The organism is Erwinia tracheiphila (assembly GCF_021365465.1).
Lineage (GTDB): Bacteria > Pseudomonadota > Gammaproteobacteria > Enterobacterales > Enterobacteriaceae > Erwinia > Erwinia tracheiphila.
On sequence record NZ_CP089932.1, the window covers coordinates 2,933,965 to 2,958,065 of the forward strand.

Below are 24,101 nucleotides of genomic sequence, written 5' to 3' on the forward strand. Positions count from 1 at the left end.
GGTGTTTGCATGACCGGCGCTCCGCTTTATACTCTGCAACCATGCATATCCCCCGCCCCGCCAAACTCCTCTTCACCGTCGATGACGGCTGGAACCGCTACCTCGAAAAACACGGCGACAACATCAGCGACTGGACCCGACTCTCCGTTGAGCGCATGCTCGCCTGTGGCACCTGCGCCATGGGCGTACGCCGCTACTGCTGTGCCTCGCCGGACTGCACGCACTCCCGCTTCTTCTGCCAGAGCTGCAAGTCAAAGGCCTGCAGCGCATGTGGCATGAAATCAACTGAGCAGTGGATAGCCGGGCAGCAGCACGTCCTGCCCGACTGCGAATGGCAGCACATCACCTTTACCATGCCCCACCTGCTGTGGCCCTTCTTCAGCAACAACTGGCCCCTGCTCAACGACCTGTTCCGCTGCGCCACCCGCGCCATGCTGAAGTGGGCGCGTCGGCAGGGTATAGAAGTCGGTATCTTCTGCGCCCTGCATACCTACGGCCGGCAGCTGAATCAGCATCCGCACATCCACGTGTCCGTCACCCGCGGTGGACTTGACGTAAAGCACGGCGTCTGGCGCAGCCTTTTCTTCAAAAAGAAGGCCGTGGAGGAAATCTGGCGGGGTGCCGTTATCCGCCTGCTGCGCAGCAGCTATGAGCGGGTCAGTCCCGGCACCCTGCCGGGACTGGGACATATCCGCGACGGGGAGCAGTGGCGGCGTTACCTGAAGGCACAGTATGGCCGGCACTGGAAGGTACACTTCGCGAAGAAGACCCGGGGAGCCTGGCACAGCGTTAAATACCTCGGACGCTACCTGAAACGGCCACCAGTGTCGGCTTCACGACTGCGACACTACGCCGGTGGCGCGGTGGTTCACCACTATCTCGATCACCGCACGGGAAAGCATAAACGCCAGATGCTGAGCCAGGAAGAGATGATCGGGCGCTATATCAGCCACGTTCCGGCGAGGCATTTTAAGATGGTGCGCTACTCCGGCTTTCTGGCCAACCGCAAGCGGGGCACGCTGCTGCCGAAGGTTTACGAAGCGCTGGAGATGACGGTACGGGAAAAACCGAAGCGGCCCGGGTTTGCGGTGCTGATGAAAGGCTTCCTGGGCACGGATCCGTACCAGTGCATCCTCTGCAAAGGCCGGCTGCGTTTTGCCGGCGCCGTGGCGGGTGATCACGCCACAAAAATGCTCTCTGACAGGCTGTATCAGATGGCGAAAAAACGATGGCTGCGGATGCCTGAGCTGGATCGGTGCGCCTGAAAAACAGGTTTCAGGTTAAAAATACGGCGAAGATGGCATTTTCACATCAAAACCCACACAGATCAGCAGCAGCAATGGAGTAGATCGTGCCACTTTTCATGGTCAGGCGATCTCAAAAGAGGCGATTCAATCTCCTAACCATGAACGCCTGGTGCTTCTTCAGATAACAAACTGTGGGCAATGCCTGCGGTTGCCTTGTGGCGGCCAGCTGAATTGTGCTGCGATTGGCTTCAATAAATAAGTATTCCAGTTATACTCCTGAGACTTTTACTTTTTTTTATCCAGGGATAACGCTCTTCGCCAGAAGATGCTGACACGCACCATGACACAACATGCTTCCCCAATATTAACCACGTTGCTGGACACAGATGCCTATAAGCTGCACATGCAACAGGCGGTTTTTCATCGTTACCAGAACGTTTCCGTGGTTGCCGAATTTCGTTGCAGAAGCGATGACCTGCTGGGTTTGTATGCTGACGAGATTATCCAGCAGATTTCAGCCATGCAGTCACTGGCCCTCAGCGATGACGAGATGCATTATCTTTCTGACCTGCCTTTTTTTACCCAGGATTATCTCGACTGGCTGCGTCAGTTTCGTTATGACCCGACACAGGTTTGCGTGAGCCGTAATCAGGGCAAGCTGCATATTCGCATTTCTGGCCCCTGGCTTGAGGTGATTATGTGGGAAGTGCCACTGCTGGCGATGATCAGTGAAGTGGTGCATCGCCAGCGTTCGCCTTTGCTTCGCCCAGGTCAGGCGGTCGAACGGCTGCAGGGCAGGCTAACAGAATTCAGGCAGATGACCACCGATCTGGATATGTCCCGTTTTAAACTGTTGGATTTTGGTACGCGCAGACGCTTTTCCCGTGACGTTCAGATAGCCATAGTCAGCACATTGAAACAGGCATTCCCCTGGCTGGTGGGGACCAGCAACTATGATGTTGCTCGTCGCCTTAATATCACGCCCGTCGGCACGCAGGCCCATGAGTGGTTCCAGGCCCATCAGCAGATCAGTCCGGTGCTCGCGAACAGCCAGCGGGCTGCATTACAAGCCTGGCTGGATGAATATCCCGACTGCCTTGGCATCGCTCTCACCGATTGTATTTCGATGGATGCTTTTCTTCGTGATTTCCACCCGCATTTCGCCAGCGCTTATCAGGGCCTGCGCCATGATTCGGGCAATCCATTAGAGTGGGGAGAAAAAGCCATTGCCCACTATCAAAAGTTGGGTATCGATCCGCGCAGTAAAACGCTGGTGTTTTCCGATAATCTGGATTTGAGCAAGGCGCTTACTCTTTATCGCCATTTTGGGCAACGGACAAACGTTATTTTTGGTATTGGGACGCGTCTGACATGTGATATTCCTGACGTTAAGCCACTCAATATTGTTATAAAACTGGTGGAATGCAACGGCAGACCTGTAGCAAAGCTGTCCGACAGCCCGGGCAAAACCATCTGCCAGGATAAAGCTTTCGTTCACGCATTGCGCAAGGCTTTCTCTCTACCACGAGTCAAAAAAGCCAGCTGACTGCCACTGGAAAGAGGGGCATGGCCCTCTTTTCCTTATTTTTCGTGGTATTGGCTTAATTAATCTCCTGCCTCAGTACGAATTCTTCTTGTGTCTCGCTTCCCGGCAAGTAACATAGTGGAAGCCTTTTGAGGGTTATACATTCCAAATTCCGATCACAAAGAGAGACTTTTATGAGCGTTGTGCCTGTAGCGGATGTACTGCACGGCCGGGTCGCGGTTGACAGCGAAGTCACCGTGCGCGGCTGGGTCCGTACACGAAGAGATTCGAAAGCCGGTATTTCATTTATCGCCGTCTATGACGGTTCCTGCTTTAATCCGGTCCAGGCCGTCGTAAATAATTCGCTGAATAATTATCAGAATGAGGTGCTGCGCCTGACAACGGGTTGCTCAGTCATTGTGACCGGCAAGGTGGTGGAATCGCCGGGCGAGGGGCAAAGCTTCGAAATTCAGACCACGAATGTTCAGGTGGTTGGCTGGGTAGACGATCCTGATACTTATCCTATGGCTGCTAAACGCCACAGCATGGAGTATCTACGTGAAGTGGCGCATTTACGCCCTCGCACTAATCTGATTGGCGCAGTAGCGCGCGTTCGCCATACGCTGGCACAGGCGCTGCATCGCTTTTTCGATGAGCAGGGATTCTTTTGGGTTTCCACGCCACTTATTACCGCTTCTGATACCGAAGGTGCCGGAGAAATGTTTCGCGTTTCGACGCTTGACCTGGAAAACCTACCGCGTACCCCTGAGGGCAAAGTCAACTTCGAGGAAGATTTCTTTGGCAAAGAGGCTTTCCTGACGGTTTCCGGGCAGTTGAACGGCGAAACCTACGCCAGCGCAGTCTCGAAAATATACACTTTCGGGCCAACCTTCCGCGCAGAAAACTCCAATACCAGCCGCCATCTGGCTGAATTCTGGATGCTGGAGCCTGAAGTAGCCTTTGCCGATCTGGAAGACAACGCGGCCCTTGCGGAAGCCATGCTGAAATACGTGTTTAAAGCGGTGCTCAATGAGCGGGCAGACGATATGGCTTTCTTTGTTGAGCGCGTAGACAAGGATGCTATTTCTCGCCTGGAACGATTTGTAACGACAGATTTTGCACAGGTCGGCTACACCGATGCCATCGATATTCTGGTTAAGTGCGGTGAAAAATTCGAAAATCCCGTTTCATGGGGGATCGATCTCTCATCTGAACACGAGCGTTTCCTGGCTGAAAAACACTTTAAAGCGCCTGTCGTTGTAAAAAATTACCCTAAAGATATCAAAGCGTTTTATATGCGTCTTAACGATGATGGTAAAACCGTTGCGGCTATGGATGTACTGGCTCCGGGAATTGGCGAAATAATTGGTGGTTCTCAGCGTGAAGAGCGCCTGGACGTGCTGGATATGCGTCTTGCGGAAATGGGCCTGAATAAGGAAGACTACGGGTGGTATCGCGATCTTCGCCGCTACGGCACCGTGCCACATTCTGGTTTTGGTCTTGGCTTTGAAAGATTAATCGCTTATGTCACTGGCGTACAAAATGTAAGAGATGTTATTGCTTTCCCGCGTACGCCGCGCAACGCCAGTTTCTGATCTCCTCCATTATATAAGAAATTCATATAGATAAAAAGGGGCAGACTCGCTTGCCCTTTTATTTTTTGTAAATTATGAGCTGGTTCACAAAGCTCCGTTAAATTTACATTTTGATACATAAATTTTCACAAGGAAACCAGAATGAGCTATTTGTAGCATTTTCCAGCTAGATTAACCGCTCAGTGAATGGAAAGATGCGTGCAGACACAGAATGACACCAAACTCGCTTCAGAGTTCTGTAAAGAATGATTGACTGCAGTGGCGGGTGTCTGAATAACTCCAACGAGGGTAATAAAAATGATGAAGCGCAACATTCTGGCACTGGTGATTCCTGCCCTGTTAGCAACAGGCGCTGCTAATGCCGCAGAAGTTTATAATAAGAACGGCAATAAGCTGGATCTCTATGGCAAGGCTATAGGCCTGCACTATTTTTCTGATAACGACGGCAATAACGGTGATCAGTCCTACGTGCGCTTTGGTTTCAAAGGTGAAACGCAGATTAATGATCAGTTAACGGGTTATGGTCAGTGGGAATATAACTTCCAGACTAATAATTCAGAAGGCGCTGCCGATGCACAAAGCCAGAACAAAACCCGTCTGGGGTTTGCTGGTCTGAAGTTCAAAGACTTTGGTTCATTTGACTACGGCCGCAACTATGCTATTGGCTACGACGCACTGGCGTGGACAGATATGCTGCCAGAATTTGGCGGCGATTTCGGCCAATCAGATACACTGACAAGCCGTACCACTGGCGTCGCGACTTACCGTAACACCAACTTCTTTGGCCTGGTTGATGGTTGGAATTTTGCTCTGCAATATCAGGGTAAAAATAGTTCTGACACTAATAACAGCGGTCGTGACATTCTACGCCAGAATGGTGACGGTTATGGCGTGTCCACATCTTATGTCTCGCCGATTGGTGTGGGAATTGTAACCGCATACAGCGCACATGACCGCACTACCGACCAGAACACTCTGGTTGCTCTGGGTCGTGGTGACCGTGCTGAGTTCTGGGGTACCGGGCTGAAATACGATGCTAATAACGTGTATCTGGCCGCAACTTACGCAGAAGGACGTAATGCAACACGTATCCCACAGACCACAGATATTAACGGCAATACGGTTTCTGGTTTTGCTAATAAAACTCAGGATATCGAGTTCGTTGCTCAGTACCAGTTTGATTTTGGCCTGCGCCCATCCATTGCTTACGTGCAGACTAAAGGCAAGGATATCGAAAACTATGGCGATGTTGATTTAGTGAAATATGCTGAAGTGGGCGCAACCTACTACTTCAACAAAAATATGTATACCTATGTTGACTACCAGATTAACCTGCTCAACAGCAACAACGCACTGGGTCTGAACACAGACGACACAGTAGCGTTAGGTCTGGTTTATCAGTTCTAAGACGTATTGCTGAACGTTGTAAAAAGCCACCTGCATAGCAGGTGGCTTTGACACCGCCCCCTAAAAGGGGGCTTAAACACCACCTTTCCAGTCCGAGCTGTATTTGCCTTTCTTCTTCCTCTTTGGCAACTTTGTCCTGGTACCGCACATACCTTCGAATTACTTCTTCTTTTGCACCCACCGAATCCACAAAATACCCTCTTTGCCAAAAGTGGTTACACCAAAGCTTGTGCTTCCTGAGATAAGGAAACTTCTCGAACAGCCTGATGGCCGTTCGCCCTTTCACAAATCCCATCAACTCAGAAACACTCAAGCCAGGCGGCGTCCTCACCACCAGATGCATATGATATATCTGCACATTTAGCTCAACTACTGTGCATTTTTTCATATTGCTGTAAATGTAGATGCTGCGGTAAACCTCTTTACCGAGATGACCTTTGAGGATTTTGTATCTGTACTTCGGTGTCCATACAAGATGATACTGACAGCGATAGAATACGTGGGAAGCGGATTCATATCTGCTCATGCTATTTACTCCTTGATTTGCTGGTAACAAACCTGGGCAGTATTTAGCATGGACATGCTACGGGCAAAGCCCTACATGAACGATCACCACCTCCATAGGAGGAGGTTTAAAGTTGAGAATAAAAACGGGATCTCGGGTCCCGTTTTTATTCTCTCCTCATTTAATCCTTTACTCATCCTGCACTTTTTAACGCAAACGGTTGGCAATTTGGACCTCCCGGCGGTAACCTGAGTCCTCATTTCGCTTCAGTTAAAGTTAATGGACTTCGACTATGTTTGAACGTATTACTGCTGCACCTGCAGACCCCATTCTTGGTTTAGCCGACCTCTTTCGCGCTGACGAGCGCCTAAATAAGATCAATCTCGGTATTGGCGTTTACAAAGATGAAACCGGCAAAACCCCGGTACTTACCAGCGTGAAGAAAGCAGAGCAATTTCTGCTGGAAAACGAGAGCACGAAAAATTACCTGAGCATTGATGGCCTGGCTGATTTTGCGCGCTGTACTCAGGCTCTGCTGTTTGGTCCGGAGAATACCATCATCAGTTCGAAACGCGCCCGAACGGCACAAACGCCGGGTGGTACCGGAGCACTGCGCGTAGCCGCCGATTTTATCACTTCCCAGACCGACGCCAGACGTGTCTGGATCAGTAATCCAAGCTGGCCAAACCACAAAAATGTCTTCGAGTCCGCCGGTCTCGAAGTCTGCGAGTACCATTACTACGACGCAGCCAGCCGTTCGCTGGATTTCGCAGGCATGCAGCAGGCACTTTCTGACGCCAACGCAGGCGACATTGTCCTGTTCCACGGCTGCTGCCATAATCCAACCGGCATTGATCCAACCAGCGAACAGTGGGCACAGCTTGCTGAAATGTCCCTGAATAAAGGCTGGCTGCCGCTTTTTGATTTTGCTTACCAGGGCTTTGCACGTGGCCTGGAAGAAGATGCTGAAGGCCTGCGTATTTTCGCTGCCAGCCACCAGGAATTGATCGTAGCAAGCTCTTACTCGAAGAATTTTGGTCTGTACAACGAACGTGTTGGCGCACTGACGCTGGTCGCCAGTGAATCTGCTATTGCAGAGACCGCCTTTAGTCAGGTTAAGGCGACAATTCGTGCTAATTATTCTAACCCACCTTCACATGGCGCAGCCGTGGTGGCAACCATTCTCGGCAACGAAGCACTTCGGGCGCTTTGGCAACAGGAACTGACCGGCATGCGTCAGCGCATTCATCGTATGCGCCAGCTGTTTGTGAACATGCTTCAGGAAAAAGGAGCCAAGGGCGATTTCAGCTTTATTATCAACCAGAACGGCATGTTTTCATTCAGTGGGCTGACTAAAGACCAGGTCGTACGCTTACGGGAAGATTTCGGCGTTTACGCTATAAATTCCGGCAGGGTTAATGTCGCGGGCATGACGCCGGATAATATGGCTCCGCTTTGTGAAGCCATCGTAGCCGTCCTTTAGCGATCAACAAGTGCATCGTCCCTACCACGCGCAGAAAAAATTTTCAGAATAAATGGTTTCCGGTGCCGTGAAATTTCTTTGCCCTCACTGCAAAGCACTGCGTTAAAAATCCGCCTTTTTAAGGCGGATTAACCCGCTGTTGGAAGACCGCAATCTGAGAAAACGCTTATGCGTGGTGGATGATTCGAATTCAGGGTAGTGTAATCCGGTGACTCAGGCCCACTGGAAATATTTTCAGGTCAACCAACGTTTCGACATCTCTTAACGGGAGCAAAGAGCCATTCAGGAATAAATACTGCGTGTTACAGCAGGCTGAAGAAGAGCAGCCTTATGGCTGTGGGGCTGTGGAGGATATCCTGGTAAAAGTCATCAGCTAAAAAGGCCGCCCTCAATGCAGCGACATCAGCGAATTGAAGATCCCGATGTTGTATCACTATGGTGCCGGTATAATAATACAAGAGCCAAAACCGGGTGATACCACGTTCAAAAGGCCTTTTTGCCCGTAGATAATTCCATGCCTCGCTAACACAGTCAGCGAAAAGAGAGCCAGCACTGCGCTAAATATGTTTTATCTGCCGTTCGGCCTGATCTTTTGCTCCCTTGCCTGATATTACAGATGCTGGCGGATTGCTTCTTCGTTTGCTGTTCTGAGTCCACCTGATATCCGTTGCCAGAAATGATTTTTCTGTAGCTCAGGTTTGATAAAGAAACGTCGCAAGCCGCCCGGCTGCTGGTCCCCTCTCCTGAGGCCCTCTCACCGCTGGAATATGCATAGCCGATGGCATTATCAGCACCAGACGAACACGATTCTGTCTTCACGTTCACTTCTTTCGCCGTCAGGTCTTCTGTCACAGTAAATACATGTACTTGAGTAAAGCTATTTACCCAAGGTTTGCCGTGAGGATTGTTGCTTCGGCATGCAAACGAGGTGAGGCTAAAAGCGAAAGAATATGTGTAAGGAGATAGCTCTCTGTCCATACAGTACTGGCATATTTCCAGCAGAACTGCATTTAGCCTCCGTCTTCTGGGGCCAAAGCCATCAGCTGCACAGGAGGTGCTTCAGGGGGACAGCAAAAAAGCCTGCCAAAAAGTAGACCGTTACTTGAGACAGGTTACTGCAGAAACGGATTTGCGATGCTTTCCTGCCCTAAAGTGGATATCGGGCCGTGACCGGGTAAAAAGGTAACGTCATCCCCAAGGGGCAATAACCTGGTTTTAATGGATGTAATGAGATCGCTGTGACTACCCTGTGGAAAATCACTACGGCCCACCCCACCATTAAAAAGCACATCCCCTGAAATCAGCAGACGCTCTTTTCTGGCAAAAAAAACAACATGCCCCTGCGTATGACCCGGGCAATGCAGAATATCCAGGGTGATATTGCCAACCTGCACGGTTTCACCCTCTTCCAGCCAGTGATCGGGCCTGACAGGCGGACAATCAGGCAAACCAAACATCTGGCTTTGTACCATCAACGCTTCAAGACAGAAGGCATCAGCCCGATGCGGCCCTGTTAACGGTGCATGATAAAAGGCAGCCACATCAGTAGCGGCACCAACATGATCTAAATGACCATGCGTTAACAAAACCTGTATTACGGTCACACCGCGTTGTTTTACCGCAGTCTGAATCTTTTCAATATCCCCACCGGGGTCAACAACCGCAGCTTGTAAGGTAGAGGGACACCAGATTAGCGAACAATTCTGGGCAAAAGCAGTAACCGGGATGACTTGATAATGCATAACTCTCCCTATTTCCGGCATAAGCACCGGTTATTCCACTACCAGTGGCGGATCGGCCCGGTATCAATATGCACAAAATTACTGCGGGGGTAATAGCCTACCCCACCCGCTTTCATCGACAGCGCTGCTTTGCGAACGTTGCTTAAGGAAATCCCCTCAATATGGAAATCCATTGCCTGTCCCAACGTATGGTAACTGTGTTTTGCCACGCCGCTGGTACGTTCATGCATTAAATTATTGGTCGCCAGGGAACGATAGCCTGAAATCAGTTGCACTGGTTTGCGCGTCCCCAGCATGGTCTGTAAACGATAAAGCTGGTCAAATAAGTGAGGATCGATATTGCGCGTTTTATTCGCGCGGTAATCACGAAAGAAATGATTGAGCCGGGTAAGCTCATTTTTGTCATAGCCCTTTCCGTTAAAAAACTCCGTTTTCAGGCTTTCACCCGTATTGAGATTCTTTAATGTTAAAACACGTGGCCGTGAAGTGGAAAGTGAAGCGAATGATTGTCCGGGAAGCAACGTTAAACCCAACGCAGCACCGCCCAAAGCCAGCAATCTACGGCGATTAGGGTTAAAAGTTTTCATAGATCCGTATTACCAGGTATTGATTTGCACAAGATTGAAAAAACGTCACAGAGCAGAACCATAACCAGGTGAATTTGCTGAGTCAACCTCTGGAAGATGATGGGTGCGGCAATATAGCGTTTTATTACCTTATCCACGCGGTTGCCCCTCAAGGCCACCATAAACTAAATTCTCAATTATAAAAGATTAGAGCAATAATTGACCAGCAGCTGTCAGCGCTCCGGCACCTGAGCGCGCCGTCATATCATAATTGTAAATATCTGTACGATACCGTGGTTTGCCATCCTCCTCCACCCAGGCGGTCAGGTAATAAAGGTTGACCGGAATGCGGTGTCTGACAGGAATATATTGCGTGTTTCCCTCTTTAATAGTGCTGGATATACGCGAGTCATCCCATCCAGCATTCTGTAATAGCAGGCTTGCCAGATCTGAGGCCTTATTCACCCGTACACACCCGGAACTTAATGCACGAATTTCTTTCTGGAAGAGATTATGATTTGGCGTATCGTGCAAATAAATCGCATCAGAGCTGGGCATATTGAATTTATAACGGCCCAGTGAATTGTTGGCCCCCGGTGCCTGACGAACGCGATAGGGGAACGACGACGCAGAGATGGTGTGCCAGTCGATCATGGTTGGATCGACCACTTCTGCATCATTGCTCCAGCCAGAAAGCAGCGTGTAATTGTGTTTACTGAGATAGCCCGGGTCCTGTTTAACTTTAGGAATAATATCCTGACGTACCAGCGTGGTAGGGACATTCCACGGGGGGTTCAGCACCACATTGCTCAAAGCACTGCGCATCAAAGGCGTTTTTCTGTCGGGTCTGCCAACGATCACTCTCGAAGCAAGGATCTGATTGCCGTTAAGATAATAAATCAGCGAATAGTTGGGAATGTTAACCATGATACCGTTGTGCATATCATCGGGTAACAGACGCAAACGTTGAATATTCAGCGCCAGCAGCGAAGCACGAAGCTGCGGTGAAGCATTCAGCCACTCACGCGTACGCGTACCAATAGCCGCATCCGATTCAAGTCCCTGCCAGCGTTGAAAACGTTTTACTGCGTCAACCAGCTCATTTGAATAAACATGTGTGGGATCGGCTGGCACCACGTTTGCCTGTACCAAACCAGAAGGCTGTGGCGTATTGATACTGTCATTATCAGAAGGAGAAGCAGCAGAGGGGCTGACCACTGCATCTTCATCGACTACCGCTGCGGGGACGCTGGTCACAGGGACCGCATCGTCTGCAGGGCGTGGGGCATCGTTGCCCGGCATCATCATTCCGGTACGCTGCAGGATTTCTCTCAGTGCCGGAACATCCTCACTCAACTGACCTGGCCGCAGCGTTTTCGAACCTCTCAGCTGTGGCCACGGTCGGTTATCGGCAAGCAGGGTTTTCAGCGCCTGATGCATTAGGGCATATTGTGAGTGTTGAGGAGCCAACGAATGAACTAAAGCCGTGCTGCGGCCCTGATACACCGCCTGCTGCCACTGATTGATCAGCACGGCAGAAGGGGCAACAAGCTTATAAGGTACATTGCTGTAAAGCCAGCTTTCTCCCCTGCTCGGAACGGAAGAAACAAATTGCAGATAGCCCAGCATTGCGTCAGATAAAACCACATCGCGAGCCAAACCGGTTACGGTTGGATCGGTGAGCAATTTAACCCAATTGCTGAACTGCGGCTGGATACCGGAAATGGCGACTTCAGCCAGCTGCTGCTGAAACTGCTGCACTGCCTCGCGGTCCTGCCACATTAACCGCATGCCATGCGAAGCATACAGAGGTGCCAACGTGTCGAGAAAGAAAGGCCGGGAGCCATTCTGAAAAGCCGAGAGCAGCTGATGCTGTGTCTGTGAAATAGTATATTGCGGGATGGCAGGAGCAGATACAGGAGGAATACCCGCCACGGCGGGAAGCATCTGCCCCAGAACCAACGCCAGACAACTGCCTGTAAATGTTAACCTTGCGAGACGTGATTTTGTGAGCAACATCCCTTGCTTCCTGTTAAGTGTCGAATCAGACGATGACCGCATGATGAGCAGCTATCATTATAAATATATAAAATAAGCGAACGGCATCGATTGTAAAGAAACCGCATGCCGCCGCTCAGATTAATGTACTGACATCTTTTTTCTATCTTTGTCAGTGGATTATTTAAGAGATAGGGCTCAGGATGATGCCTGCCACTCCGGTGCTGAACCTGTGGCGCTCGCTGCCACAGGTTCAGCCGCAAAGCCACGCAGGCCAACCACATGCACATGCTCTGTATTGTTAATAACTTTACGCACCAGCTTGTAGGTGGTGCCTTTTTCTGGGCTGATATTTTCAGGTGCCGCAATAATCAGCTGCATCTGCAGGCGATCGCAAAGCTCAAACAACGTGGCGATAGATTTCGCATCCAGGCGCGCGGCTTCATCAAGAAACAGCAGGCGGCAGGGTGAAATATCTTTGCCACGCAAACGCCGTGATTCTTCTTCCCAGCTCTGTACCACCATCACCAGAATTGACATGCCGGTACCAATTGCTTCACCGGTAGACAGTGCGCCACTCTCCGCGCGCAGCCAACCGTCAGAACCACGGTTAACTTCCACTTCCATATCCAGATAGTTACGATAATCCAGCAGCTCCTCGCCGATAGTCTGTGGCAGGCGCTGCCCCATATCAACTTGCGGATTGAGGCGCTGATAAAGTTTTGCCAGTGCTTCTGAGAAAGTCAGACGTTGACTGTTAAACAGGTCCTGATGCTGCTCGTGCTGCTCAGATAACACATCCAGCAGCGTGGCATGGGATTCACGCACGTTAACATTGAGGCGCACGCTCTGTACCTGACCAAAGCTGACACTTTGCAGCCCCTGGTTCAACTGACGGATACGGTTTTGCTCACGCTGAATGGTCTTACGAATAATGTTCGAAACGCTGCGGGAACTGATAGCCAGCATTTGCTCGCGGGCAGTCAACTCTTCAGTCAGGCGGCCCAGCTCAATTTCCATCTGCTCGATAGCCTCAACCGGATCGTCCGTACGGATGATATCCTGCCGGATACGCTCGCGCAGATGCTGGTAAACCGCGATAAAGAACTGAATTTTACGCTCGGGCCGTTTGGGATCTTCCGAGAGGCGCAGAATATCGCGTAAATGTTCATTATCAGCAACGGCCAGGCGTAACGCCCCCAGCGCTTTATCCGACATGGAACGCAGTTCATCACCGCCCAAATAAGCCAGTTCGCGACGGTGCAGGCGACGTTCCACGCCATTGTCTTTTACCATGCGCAGGACAGCGACCCAACCAGCTTTAGCACTGACCACCTGCTCACGGCTCTGATGATAATCCCGCTCCACACGTTTTAGTTTTTTCTGCAGTGCATCCATTTCTGCTTCACAGAAAGTCAGCTGTTTTTCAAGCTGATTGCGGCGGGCACGATTATTACTCAGGGCGGAATAAAGCTCGTCACGACGCAAGCGAGCGCGCTCTTCAGCGCTGGCATCAGCCTGCACGCCAATGTCCTGCATTTCCTGACGCAGCTCTTTCAACATATCCTGCCTGGCATCGTGCGCACTCTTCAGTGAGGCAAGCACCTGAGAATACTGGGTCAGCTGCGCCTGATGAGCACGTAGCTGCTCACGGGCACGGGCGCGTTCAGATTCTGCCTGCTCAAGACGCTGCCGCAATTTTTCGTTCAGATCGCTGTTACCATCCAACATGCTGGCAGAGTCAACGTAGCCAAAGTGCGCACGACGCTGTACCACTTCTGTCACGGCAAAAGCCTGCTGACGCGCATCACGCTGGACTTGCTGTGCCTGCTGGTAATCCTGTTTCAGCTGATCGTGCTGCTGCGGGTCGCTCTGCAATACGCCAACCAGAGGTTCCAGCTTCGCCAGATGATTACCATGCTGTTGCAGGAAGCGTGCGGCTTCCTGCGCCTCATCCAGCCGCTCAAGGATCTCGTCATAGCGATCCTGCAGCGTTTCATCCCTTAACAGACTGAGACGTGGCAACAGCCTGTTAAGCTGAACAACGCCCTCTTTCGCCTGCTCAAACTGCTGGCGCTGCTGCTGGTTTTCATTTTCATGTGCACCCAGCGTCCTTTCAAGCTCGCCACGGCGGCTATTCAGGGTACGGATCTGTGCTTCCGGGTCTGCCTCGAACGCCACCGCAAGATGGCTGCCAATAAAACGGCTGAAGGACTGATGCAGACGCTGTGTTTTTTGCACGTCGAATGACAGCGTGGCATAGCGCTCTGCAAGAGTTTCCCGCTCGGCGTGCAGCTGTTCAAGCTGGTTCTCACGGGCTGCCCGACCAAAAAGCGGAACCTTAGGAAAACGCGAGTAACGCCACTGGCGGTCGCCTGCTTTGACCACCACCGCTTTTTGCAGTTCTTCAACATTAAACACACTGTCATCAAAGGATTGCGGATCGCCTTCGATCAGGTAGAGATCCTCCGGGCAATCCTCCAGTCCGTCCAGCAGGTCGCGCACCCGTGACAGCTCAGGCACCACGATAGCATGACGGGACGGGCCGTAGAGTGCGGAAAAGTAAGGCGCATCGTCAATGGTGACGTCATCATAGATTTCCGAAAGCAGCATGCCGCCAAACCGCTCCGCCAGCGTATTCAGACGCGAGTCTTCCGCGCCTCCCGGCTGACTGAAACGTTCAATTTTTTTCTCAACGTCACGCTTACGGGCGGAAACCTCATCACGTTCAACGGTGGTTTCACGCTCGCGCTCCAGCAGTTGCTGCATAAATTCAGTGACCTGCTGGCTGCTTTCCAGCGACTGGCCGGTTTGCTCACCAAGCTGAGTGAGAATTTCCTGAGCCGCAAGCCAGTGGGGAGCCTGGCGGGTGAGCCGAGCGATCTGTTCGCGTACCTGCTCCAGCTCCTGGCGCATAATCATCCGCCGTTCACCGGCTTCCGATACGCTTTCAGCCAGCTGTTCTATTTGCGCTTCCAGCTCGTGCTGCAACGCTTCCAGTTCCTCAGGATGATAGTGCTGGCCGTGGCGTTTATTAAATTCATTCAGCAGGCGTTCGGCATCCTGCTGCTCACGCAGACGCTGCTCCAGCTCTGACAGCCTGCCTCGCAGGGAGGGAACCTGTTCAGCATAATGACGCTGGTTACTGGCGTCATGCAGCAGGTCACGTCCGCGTTGCCAGGCTTCACTGCGGCTGACCGGCCCGCTGATGCGGTTCACCAAATCAAACGCTAAATCAAACTGACTGTGCGCTGCCTCGGCTACGCTCATTTTCTGCTCAAGCATCAGCAGCTTATCAGTGGCCTCCTGCTCTTTTACCCGAAGGGTTTCCTGCCAGTTTTCCGCATTGTCCACGCTCAGTTCGGGAATCTGGCAAACCTGCTGCGCGCGCTGCAGGGCGGCAAGCGCCTGCTGGTACTGAATGGCGCGCGTTTGCTGCACGTCCAGCGCCTGCTGGTAATCCGCCAGCTGGCTTTTTAATTCGTCAACTTCAAGCTCCGCCGTTTCAGAACGGGATTCGTTCTCTTCCTGGATCTCTTGTGCTTCCGCCACAACCTCGCTTTGCTCTTCCAGACGACAGGCTAATTCATCGATATCGCTTTCATAGCGCTCGATTTTCTCCTGATGGCGCATCGCGGTTTGCACCAGGTTAAGGTGGTCACTTGCGCTCTGGTAATCCGTTTCGAGATCGCTTTCTGCCCCGTTGTGTTCGCCCAATTCGCGTGACATTTCGACATGGCGATACTGCTCGGTGGCCAGCTGGCGGCGGCTGCCAAACAGTTCGCCACGATGGAGGATCGCACCATCAAGATGAATACGCCGCTCATTGGCGTGCCGCATATAGTCGGCGGCAACGTAGCTGGTCGCCTCAGAAATCAGATGCTTAAACAGGTCGCGGTCAGATTGGGTGACACGAATGGCTTCCAGCGTCATACGGTTTTCACGCAGCGCTGCTTCCATATCCTGAAAGGCTTTGCGCACTCCGCTGTTTTCCGGCAGCAGGTAATCACGCAGTGAGCGGGTGATAGCGCTGGAGATGCCGCCGTAGAGGGATGCCTCAATCAGGCGATAATATTTGCTGCGATCGGCAGCCGAACGCAGGCGTCGGGCCACAATGCCCAGCTCGAACATCAAGGAGTGATAATCGGTGATCGAATTGAACTGACGAAACTGGACGCTTTCCATGGTCTCAAACTTGTCTTTCAGTTCACTGAGTGGCAACACCCGTGCCTGACGGGCGTTAACTGCTTCAGTCAGAATCTCCGTCGGGTTAATTGACGCTGGCAACCCGTGAATACTAAAGGGTTTGATATCCACCTTACGATCGCGACCGGCAACCTGCTGCAAACGGACACCGACAATCACGCGCTGGTGCACAGAGTTAACCACGTCCAGCGCGGCGTAACAGACGCCAGGACGGAGTTTGCCGTGCAGGCCCTTGTCGCGGGAGCCGGAAGTGGCACCGGCTTCGGTGGTATTGCGGAAATGCAACAGCGTCAGATCGGGAATTAACGCCGTGATAAAGGCCGCCATCGTGGTGGATTTACCCGCGCCGTTGCCCCCGGACAGCGTGGTGACCAGCTCATCAAGGTCAAAGGTCCGGGCGAAAAAACCGTTCCAGTTAACCAGCGTCAACGAGCGAAATTTACCGCGTTCAATCATTCTCATTCTCCGCGTGATCGGACGTTGTACCGTCCTCATCGCTCTCATCGTTCAGTGGCAGCCCGCCTTCAATCGGCATGGCCTCGCCATCCCGGATCATTCTCAGCTGCGCTTCGCGGGCATCATCACCACTGCGGACATCTGCGCCAAAGCGGAACACCGACTCGATGATGCGAAATTTGCTGCTGTCATTGCCCATAAACCACACCATGCCCAGGCGGCGCAGGCGATTGAGCGATGCACGCATTTTTTCCTGGAGCTTCTGGCGGTCAAGATCGGAACCGGTTGAACGCTGATTGACCAGCTTTAACAGCTTGCTTTCATCGGCCAGCGACAGCAGCTCATCGTACAGCTCCTGCTGGGTAAAAATACCTTCATTGGCCAGCCTTTCCGGGCTGAGATAGAGGTAGCAGAGGATTTTCCCAACCATCATATCCAGCTCGGAAAGCACAGAACGCGGGATCAAGGTGGTGGAACGGGGGCGCAGATAAAAAAAGCCTTCCGGCGCACGGATAAGCTCAACGTTATAGCGCGCGTAAAACTCTTCCAGATACTCCTGGTAATCCATCAGGAAGGCGTGATTGTCCAGTTCTTCAATGCCAATATGGCGACCGGCACGAAGCTGGCTGTCCAGCGCCGGAAACAGCGAATTTGCCAGCGCCTGTGCCAGTTTTACCGGCATCACTTGTTCAATATTTATCGATGACATGCGCCTGTACCTTGGCTCCGTAATCATTAATGACCTGCCACTCTGCGGGCAGGCCGGAGAAATCAGCTTCGGCCACGCCTAATCGCACAGCCTGATCGACAACGATTCTTGCCACGTCAAAATGACGGGCGCGAGGATATTGCGCGAGGTATTCGCGCATTACCACGCCGAGATTGAGCGGCTTTTTCTGGGCTTTGTAAAATGCCAGCGCCTCTTCAATCATCGCCGCAAGCTGTTCACGAATTTCGTTGAATTCTTCATACTCCAGTTCGGACGGCAGCTCCCCGGTCACTTCTTCATTACGCAATGCCAGCTCTTCATCTCGTACGTCAAACAGACGGTCCGCGCTCGCGTAAGTTAACGCCCAGGGGGCCTCGAAGTAGCTCTGCACCGACTGGCGCAAACGCTGGGCAAACACGCGGTTCTTATCCATATCAATGGCGGTACGAATAAACTTATGCACGTGGCGGTCGTAGCCGATCCACAGGTCTATTGCCTGTTGGCCCCAGCTAATAATGCGGTCAAGTTTATTTTGCAGATCGAAGACCAGCTTATCGATAAAACCCAGGTCAGGGCTACTCAGGGTGGCGTCCTGAATACGCAGCAGGTTGGCCTGTAGTTTGTCGCCCGCCGCTTCCAGCGTATCCTGCAATTCACGCAGCGTACCGGACGTTTCACTGAGCAATTGTTCGCAGCTGGATATTGCCGCCCGCCAGTCCTTATTGAGCAACTGGCCAATATCGCCTTTCACCAGCTGCTGCTGTTCATCCATCACGCGCTGAGAAATATCAATGCTGTCAAAAATTTCCGCGACGGAATATTTCAGCGGCGCAAAAACGTTTCGATGCCAGTGAAACTCATCACCATCCTCTTCTGCCGCATCAGCGGCACGTTTCAGTTCACCCGCGACAATCGACAACTGCATGGAAAGGCGCAGTGTGGAAAATTCCCGCTGGCGAATGTAATAGTCGGTGATGCCAATCGCCAGCGGCGTCAGACGATAAATGGCATTGCCTTCCGCATGTTCGCTGGAAAAACGGTTAAGCAGGCGCTGGCGCACCATGTCGTTGATCGCATTGTTCGCGCGCACGACAACGGTTTCACTGGTTTGATCAAATCCTTCGCTAACGTGACGAAAGGCGTCGGTGAGTTCACCCTCGCTCATTTCGCCATCCATTCGCTCGCCGTTCAAGGTTGCTATCGCCAGCAGAAAGGTCAGACGTTCGCCAGGCAAGGTGACAGAAAAATCATTTTTTCGCGCCCAGGCAACCAGTTCCGGTAAAGTCTGGGAAAATTCACTCATGGTTGTTCCTGTTGATAGGTTTCCGTGCTGTCACGTGAATATAACGGCCCAGGCTTAAAAAAGGCTCCTGCCGGCAGAAGCGTTTTTCCAGCGCCAGAATTTCCTCAAAGCGCTCGGTTTGTTTGTGCCTGTCACGCATATAATCATGGAAAACGCGAATGCCGGTTTTGTTTTCCACAACAAAGCCAATATCTTCCAGCCAGCCATAGACCTGCTCAGGGTCGCGCGGGTGGTCCGGTGACAGCGTTTTTCGTTTTCTTTTGCGCAAATCGGCCTGCATATAACCAAAGTTGCCCAGTACCAGCGTCTGCATCATCAATCCGTTAACGTTGTAGAACATCAATGACAGCACACCGCCAGGGACAAGCGCGTCATATAACGCAGCGAGAACTGCCTCAGGATCCGCCACCCACTCAAGCACAGCATGAAACAATACCAGATCGGCGGGCTTATCCAAATCCTGACTAATCTGTTGCGCACTGATTTGTTTAAATTGCATGTTCTCGCTCACCCCTTTTTCTGCGGCATGGGTGCGGGCGCGGTTCAGCATTTCTTCTGAGAGATCGCAAAGTAAAACCCGATGGCCCAGCGCGGCAAGTTGACAACTGGTTCGCCCTTCACCGCCCCCCGCATCCAGAACACGAAGTGGCCCGGTGGGCAAACTGGCAAGGATGTCATCCAGCTCCTGTCGGACAATCGCCTGGCGGATACGGCCTTTGGTAGTACCGTAGATATTCTGCGAAAATTTTTCCGCGATATCATCGAAGTTGCGATCCTGCATGGTCAGGCTCCGGGATGTGCTGGGGATGAATCGGCGGCCTATTTTGGCATACACTGGTCGATAATGAACCTTTCAGCCACCGCATCGCTTTCGGGTGATGTTTTTTCATACAAAAGGAGTACGATTTCATGCTTTTTGTGCTTAAAAAAGTGATCGGTAGCCTGTTATTACCCTTTCCGCTGCTGCTGCTCACCATGGCTGTGGGCCTTTTACTGCTCTGGTGCAGTCGCTGGCAGAAAATCGGCAAAATCATTCTCTCCTGCGCCTGGCTGCTTCTGACGGCAATAAGCCTGCAGCCCATTGCCGATGCCCTGCTCAGACCAGCAGAGAGCCGCTATCCTACCTGGCAGCAGCAGCAAAAAATAGATTATGTGGTGGTTCTGGGCGGCGGGTACACCTGGGATGCAAACTGGGCGCCAAGTTCAAATATGCTAAATAACAGCCTGCCACGCCTGACAGAAGGGATCCGGCTGTGGCGTGAAAATCCCGGTTCAAAAATGATTTTTACCGGTGCAAAAGCGCAAAATAACCCGATGAGTTCTGCAGAGGTCACCTCACGCGTCGCACAGTCACTGGGCGTGCCAGCAAAAGATATCATTACGCTGGATAAACCCCGCGATACCGAACAGGAAGCGCATGAAGTCGCAAAGGTTGTTGGCGATCGTCCTTTCCTGCTGGTGACCTCGGCATCCCATTTACCCAGAGCCATGATTTTCTTCCGCCGTCAGGGGCTTGACCCTTTTCCCGCGCCAGCAAACCAGTTAGCAATTTCATCGCCCTTAAATTTGTGGGAAAAAATGGTGCCATCGCCACTATGGCTGAGTCACAGCGAAGGTGCAGCCTATGAAGCGCTGGGGCGGCTCTGGCAACGGGTAACGGGTAACGGCTCCCGCTTCAGTTAAACCAGGGAAGTAGCACCTGAAGGCATGTTTAAAACGGTTGTGGTTAAGTTTACTCGTTTGGATAAGCTGCCTGGGTTTATTGCAATAGATTTACAATCCATTGTTTATATTATGTTTTACATGGGCTATTTACGATGAAAAATTAGCATTTCTAATACACAGAATTACTGCTGCCCGGATGAGGGAGAAAAACACTTCTGAGACCAGGTGATCGGATGGGCTGCAAGCACGAGAACAAATCGGGACTTTTGGCGGTTTTGCTGTACCACCTGCATCCACGATAGAGCGCATCTGAGTTTTGAAGGCGGTTTTTTCGAGACTGAGTTCAGGCAATTTTTTCATGCCCTGGTTTCCAGGAACGTTAAATGTTGAAACGTGAAAACAGCCAGAGAATTGGGAGGCCGCATAATCTTTTTCTGCATCTCACAGGCTGCACTCGCTACAGCTTGATTTAGCGGCCAGTAGCGACTCACGTCTGCGTGCCACTGTTCATGGTTAGGAAACTGAATCATCGTTTTAAAAATTTCCTGACCATGAGCAGCAGTGTCTGTAATGCAGTAATGATGTGCCATCGGGAACGTTATGGTCATAAAATGGCATTTGCGGCGCGTTTTTAACCTGAAAGCTGTTTTTCAGACGCACTTATCCCGCAGTCTGTGCCAGAAGCCATCGTTTCCGGTCGATGTTATGCAGTCTTTCTGCCACCAACTCCGACGCGTGCCTCCCGGCCTGCGCACTGCTGAAGCGCAGTCGGTTGCCGCACAGAATGCATTTGTACGGATCCGTGCGCAGAAATTCTTTCATCAGCGCGGCGAAGCCGGGCTTCTCCGGTTTTTTCCGCGCTTCCATCTCCAGGGCTTCATACACCTTCGGCAGCAGGCTACCCCGTTTACGGTTTGATAAAAAACCGTAATAACGCACCATCTTAAAATGCTTCGCCGGGATATGGCTGATATAACGTCCGATCATATCTTCCTGCGTCAGCGTCTGCTGCCGGTACTGCTGCGTACGGTGGTCGTAATAGTGGTGCACCACCGCGCCGCCGCTGTAGTGCCTCAGCTTCGCCGCCGACACGGGGGGCCGTTTCAGGTACCGGCCCAGATATTTGACGCTCCGCCAGGCCCCCCGGGTCTTCTTCGCGAAGTGGACCTTCCAGCGGCGCCCGTACTGCGCCTGCAGATAGCGCAGCCACTGTTTTTTGTCGTGGATATGCCCCAGCCCCGGCAGCCTGCCGGGGTTAATCAGGTCATAGCTGTGGCGCAGCAGCCGGATGACGGCTCCGCGCCAGATTTCCTCCACGGCATGCTTTTTAAAGAAGAGGTCGCGCCATACGCCGTGTTTAATATCAAGCCCGCCGCGGGTGACGGAGAGATGAATGTGGGGATGCTGGTTGAGCTGGCGACCGTAGGTGTGCAGGGCGCAGAAGATACCGACTTCCACACCCTGTTTTCTGGCCCAGCGGAGCATGGCGCGGGTGGCTGCGCGGAACAGGGCATTGAGCAGAGGCCAGTTATTGTTGAAAAAGGGCCACAGCAGATGGGGCATGGTGAAGGTGATATGCTGCCAGTCGCAGTCGGGCAGAATTTGCTGTTGCTCTGTAATCCACTGCTCCGTGGCCTTATGTCCGCAGGAGCTGCAGCCTTTTGATTTACAGGTCTGGCAGAAGAAGCGGGTGTGGGTGCAGTCCGGGGAGGCGCAGCAGTATCGCTTCACCCCCATGGCAGCAGTGCCGCAGGCGAGCATGCGCTCGACGCAGAGTACGGTCCAGGGGCTGAGGGTGTCCCCGTGTTTATCCATATACCGGTTCCAGGCGTCATCAGTGGTGAACAGCAGTTTTGCCGGGCGCGGGATATACATGCGGCGGATTATCGCTCTGCAGTGGCACCGGTATTATAGTGCCAGTCGTCACAGTCATCGGCCCAGTTGTCGGTGTGTTTATCCCAGGGAGCGAAGGTCACCGGCAGCATGCCGGATTCTGTGGCGATAATAAACACATCGGCTGGCATGGACTCAAGGACGACATCGCCGTCGGGTGAGTCAGGCGGCTCAAAGCCGCGGATGATGCAGACGAGAGGCGGGTCGAAGTGTGTATCGAGGAAAAACTGTGGCCCCAGGTGGACACAGTGACGAATGGCATCCTGCGGAGTGTCGTAAAAAAACTCGTCGGGGTCGTCATAATCGCTCCGGGGCGGAATGGACACCAGAAAACGCTTAGGATATCCGGGTATAGCGCGTCGGGACGAGGGCGTGGGTTTACGCTTTCTGGGGGCTTTGCTACGGGCAATGTGAATGATTTCCTGAGAAATTAACATACCGCAGAGTATAAAGCTGTGAGCCGGTCATGAACACCCTCGGAACGGCAGAGCCGTGACGCTCGCCCTGTAAGGGCGCTATGTTCAGGATATACGTGAACCCACCACCCCACACCATCGGCATACGAATCATGCGGCCCCGCGCCAGCATTGAAAGCTTGTATGCTTCCTGTGCAGCAACACTCTTGATATTAAAGTATTTTACCACCAGCAAAATGAAATGGCCTCGATCATTGTAAAGCGATCAGAGTTTCCAGTATCCACTGATACATGCAAGACGGCTCACCAGCGATAATTCTGAACGACGTTGTTCCATTGTTAGCGTCCTGCCCATATCCATCGGTAGGGCGGTTTATCCCTGAAAAATGCGCGGAACAGGCAGGGGCCGGGACAGCCCCAAAACATTATTGCATTTCAGCACGAACCCGGACCAAATCTTCCGGCGTGTCAACACCAACGCCTGGAACCACTTTTGCAACATCCACATGGATCTTTTCGCCGTACCACAGCACGCGAAGCTGCTCCAGCAGTTCTGTCTGTTCCAGCGGGCTGGACTGCCAGCTGACATAACGACGAATAAAACCCGCACGGTAGGCATAAATACCAATATGGCGCAGGAAATGATCACCTATGGTCTGATGAGAAACAGCAAAACGCTCACGATCCCAGGGAATGGTTGCTCTGGAAAAGTACAGCGCATAGCCTTGCGCATCCCTGACAACTTTAACTGCGTTCGGGTTGAAGGCTTCCTCTGCTGAAGCAATGGGTACAGCAAGCGTAGCCATACCTGCGGTGCTTTTTGCCAGATTATCAGCGACCTGTCGGACGATGACAGGCGGGATGGTTGGCTCATCCCCCTGCACATTAACGATGACGGCATCATCTGCAAACTGGTAGAGCTCAATCACCTCAGCAAGGCGCTCAGTACCAGACTGATGGTCAGCCCGAGTCATGCAAACTTCGCCACCGGCTTTTTCCACCGCCCGCGCGACATCCTGATTGTCCGTTGCCACGATCACTCTGTCAGCACCCGACTCAAGCGCACGTGCCATCACATGCACTACCATCGGCTTACCGTGAATATCCAGCAGCGGTTTTCCGGGCAATCTTGTAGACGCAAAGCGGGCAGGAATAATGACGATAAAACTCATGGATGGCTCTCTTCAGGACGAAGTGAACGCGCTTGTGTTTCTAACAAAACAGGAATGCCGTCACGAACGGGATAAGCCAGACCGTCAGGTTTACAGATGAGTTCTTGCTGGTCTTTGATGTAATAAAGCTTTCCGTGACAAACAGGGCAGGCAACTATTTCGAGTAATCGGTGATCCATGGTATCTCCCTTGAGGAACCGTTCAGACAGGCGA

Annotated in this window: 19 protein-coding genes and 1 pseudogene; 6 read left to right on the plus strand and 14 right to left on the minus strand. The window is 52.1% G+C overall.

What is annotated here, in order from left to right; genetic code table 11:
- The first annotated feature begins 41 nt into the window (after positions 1-41).
- The 4 genes from LU633_RS15520 to ompF all read left to right on the plus strand — a co-directional run bounded on the left by LU633_RS15520 (position 42) and on the right by ompF (position 5,774).
- Entirely contained in the window at positions 42-1,265 is a 1,224-nt protein-coding gene (locus tag LU633_RS15520) for an IS91 family transposase (protein WP_046371938.1), read from the plus strand.
- 322 nt (positions 1,266-1,587) lie between these two features.
- On the plus strand, positions 1,588-2,793 hold the full coding sequence (gene pncB / locus LU633_RS15525; RefSeq protein WP_016189640.1) for a nicotinate phosphoribosyltransferase: 1,206 nt from the start codon (positions 1,588-1,590) through the stop codon (positions 2,791-2,793).
- A 173-nt stretch (positions 2,794-2,966) separates the two neighbouring features.
- Positions 2,967-4,367 (plus strand): asparagine--tRNA ligase, encoded by a 1,401-nt coding sequence (gene asnS, locus LU633_RS15530; protein WP_016189641.1) that lies wholly within the window; start codon positions 2,967-2,969, stop codon positions 4,365-4,367.
- 297 nt (positions 4,368-4,664) lie between these two features.
- Positions 4,665-5,774, plus strand: a complete 1,110-nt coding sequence (gene ompF, locus LU633_RS15535) for a porin OmpF (protein WP_040465273.1) — start codon at positions 4,665-4,667, stop codon at positions 5,772-5,774.
- Positions 5,775-5,859: 85 nt separating this feature from the next.
- Here the strand turns inward: ompF and tnpA are convergent.
- Positions 5,860-6,300, minus strand: a pseudogene (tnpA, locus tag LU633_RS15540) (IS200/IS605 family transposase); the annotation flags it as partial.
- Positions 6,301-6,571: 271 nt separating this feature from the next.
- On the opposite strand from tnpA, the gene LU633_RS15545 reads away from it, so the two are divergent.
- Positions 6,572-7,762 (plus strand): amino acid aminotransferase, encoded by a 1,191-nt coding sequence (locus tag LU633_RS15545; RefSeq protein ID WP_016189645.1) that lies wholly within the window; start codon positions 6,572-6,574, stop codon positions 7,760-7,762.
- Positions 7,763-8,293: 531 nt separating this feature from the next.
- Here LU633_RS15545 and LU633_RS15550 read toward each other — a convergent pair.
- The 8 genes from LU633_RS15550 to cmoM all read right to left on the minus strand — a co-directional run bounded on the left by LU633_RS15550 (position 8,294) and on the right by cmoM (position 19,523).
- Positions 8,294-8,740, minus strand: coding sequence for a hypothetical protein (locus tag LU633_RS15550; RefSeq protein WP_152664172.1), 447 nt, complete (start codon positions 8,738-8,740; stop codon positions 8,294-8,296).
- A 134-nt stretch (positions 8,741-8,874) separates the two neighbouring features.
- Positions 8,875-9,504, minus strand: coding sequence for an MBL fold metallo-hydrolase (locus LU633_RS15555; RefSeq protein ID WP_016189647.1), 630 nt, complete (start codon positions 9,502-9,504; stop codon positions 8,875-8,877).
- 38 nt (positions 9,505-9,542) lie between these two features.
- Entirely contained in the window at positions 9,543-10,091 is a 549-nt protein-coding gene (locus tag LU633_RS15560; protein WP_016189648.1) for a YcbK family protein, read from the minus strand.
- Positions 10,092-10,277: 186 nt separating this feature from the next.
- Positions 10,278-12,089 (minus strand): L,D-transpeptidase, encoded by a 1,812-nt coding sequence (gene ldtD / locus LU633_RS15565; RefSeq protein WP_016189649.1) that lies wholly within the window; start codon positions 12,087-12,089, stop codon positions 10,278-10,280.
- A 177-nt stretch (positions 12,090-12,266) separates the two neighbouring features.
- Positions 12,267-16,730 carry a chromosome partition protein MukB gene (gene mukB / locus LU633_RS15570; protein WP_016189650.1) on the minus strand — a complete coding sequence of 1,488 codons (4,464 nt, stop codon included), beginning with the start codon at positions 16,728-16,730 and terminating at the stop codon, positions 12,267-12,269.
- Entirely contained in the window at positions 16,723-17,439 is a 717-nt protein-coding gene (mukE, locus tag LU633_RS15575) for a chromosome partition protein MukE (RefSeq protein ID WP_016189651.1), read from the minus strand. Before mukE ends, mukB begins: the two co-directional genes overlap by 8 nt.
- Positions 17,420-18,742 carry a chromosome partition protein MukF gene (gene mukF / locus LU633_RS15580; protein ID WP_016189652.1) on the minus strand — a complete coding sequence of 441 codons (1,323 nt, stop codon included), beginning with the start codon at positions 18,740-18,742 and terminating at the stop codon, positions 17,420-17,422. The genes mukE and mukF overlap by 20 nt, the downstream gene beginning before the upstream one ends.
- Entirely contained in the window at positions 18,735-19,523 is a 789-nt protein-coding gene (gene cmoM, locus LU633_RS15585; RefSeq protein ID WP_016189653.1) for a tRNA uridine 5-oxyacetic acid(34) methyltransferase CmoM, read from the minus strand. Before cmoM ends, mukF begins: the two co-directional genes overlap by 8 nt.
- A 128-nt stretch (positions 19,524-19,651) precedes the next feature.
- Here cmoM and elyC point away from each other — a divergent pair, with 128 nt between their 5' ends.
- Positions 19,652-20,425, plus strand: a complete 774-nt coding sequence (gene elyC / locus LU633_RS15590; RefSeq protein WP_016189654.1) for an envelope biogenesis factor ElyC — start codon at positions 19,652-19,654, stop codon at positions 20,423-20,425.
- Positions 20,426-20,554: 129 nt separating this feature from the next.
- On the opposite strand, the gene LU633_RS15595 is transcribed toward elyC, so the two are convergent.
- From LU633_RS15595 to LU633_RS15615, 5 genes are all read right to left on the minus strand, one after another.
- The gene (locus LU633_RS15595) at positions 20,555-20,767 is read right to left on the minus strand and encodes a hypothetical protein (protein ID WP_016189655.1); all 213 of its coding nucleotides are present in this window, start codon (positions 20,765-20,767) and stop codon (positions 20,555-20,557) included.
- A 300-nt stretch (positions 20,768-21,067) separates the two neighbouring features.
- Positions 21,068-22,282, minus strand: coding sequence for an IS91 family transposase (locus LU633_RS15600; RefSeq protein WP_046371879.1), 1,215 nt, complete (start codon positions 22,280-22,282; stop codon positions 21,068-21,070).
- Between the two features lie 8 nt (positions 22,283-22,290).
- Positions 22,291-22,626: a hypothetical protein gene (locus LU633_RS15605; protein ID WP_052734695.1), complete on the minus strand. Its 336-nt coding sequence runs from the start codon at positions 22,624-22,626 to the stop codon at positions 22,291-22,293.
- A gap of 515 nt (positions 22,627-23,141) precedes the next feature.
- Positions 23,142-23,888, minus strand: a complete 747-nt coding sequence (kdsB, locus tag LU633_RS15610) for a 3-deoxy-manno-octulosonate cytidylyltransferase (RefSeq protein ID WP_016189657.1) — start codon at positions 23,886-23,888, stop codon at positions 23,142-23,144.
- Positions 23,885-24,067 (minus strand): Trm112 family protein, encoded by a 183-nt coding sequence (locus LU633_RS15615; RefSeq protein WP_016189658.1) that lies wholly within the window; start codon positions 24,065-24,067, stop codon positions 23,885-23,887. The genes kdsB and LU633_RS15615 overlap by 4 nt, the downstream gene beginning before the upstream one ends.
- Positions 24,068-24,101: the final 34 nt, after the last annotated feature.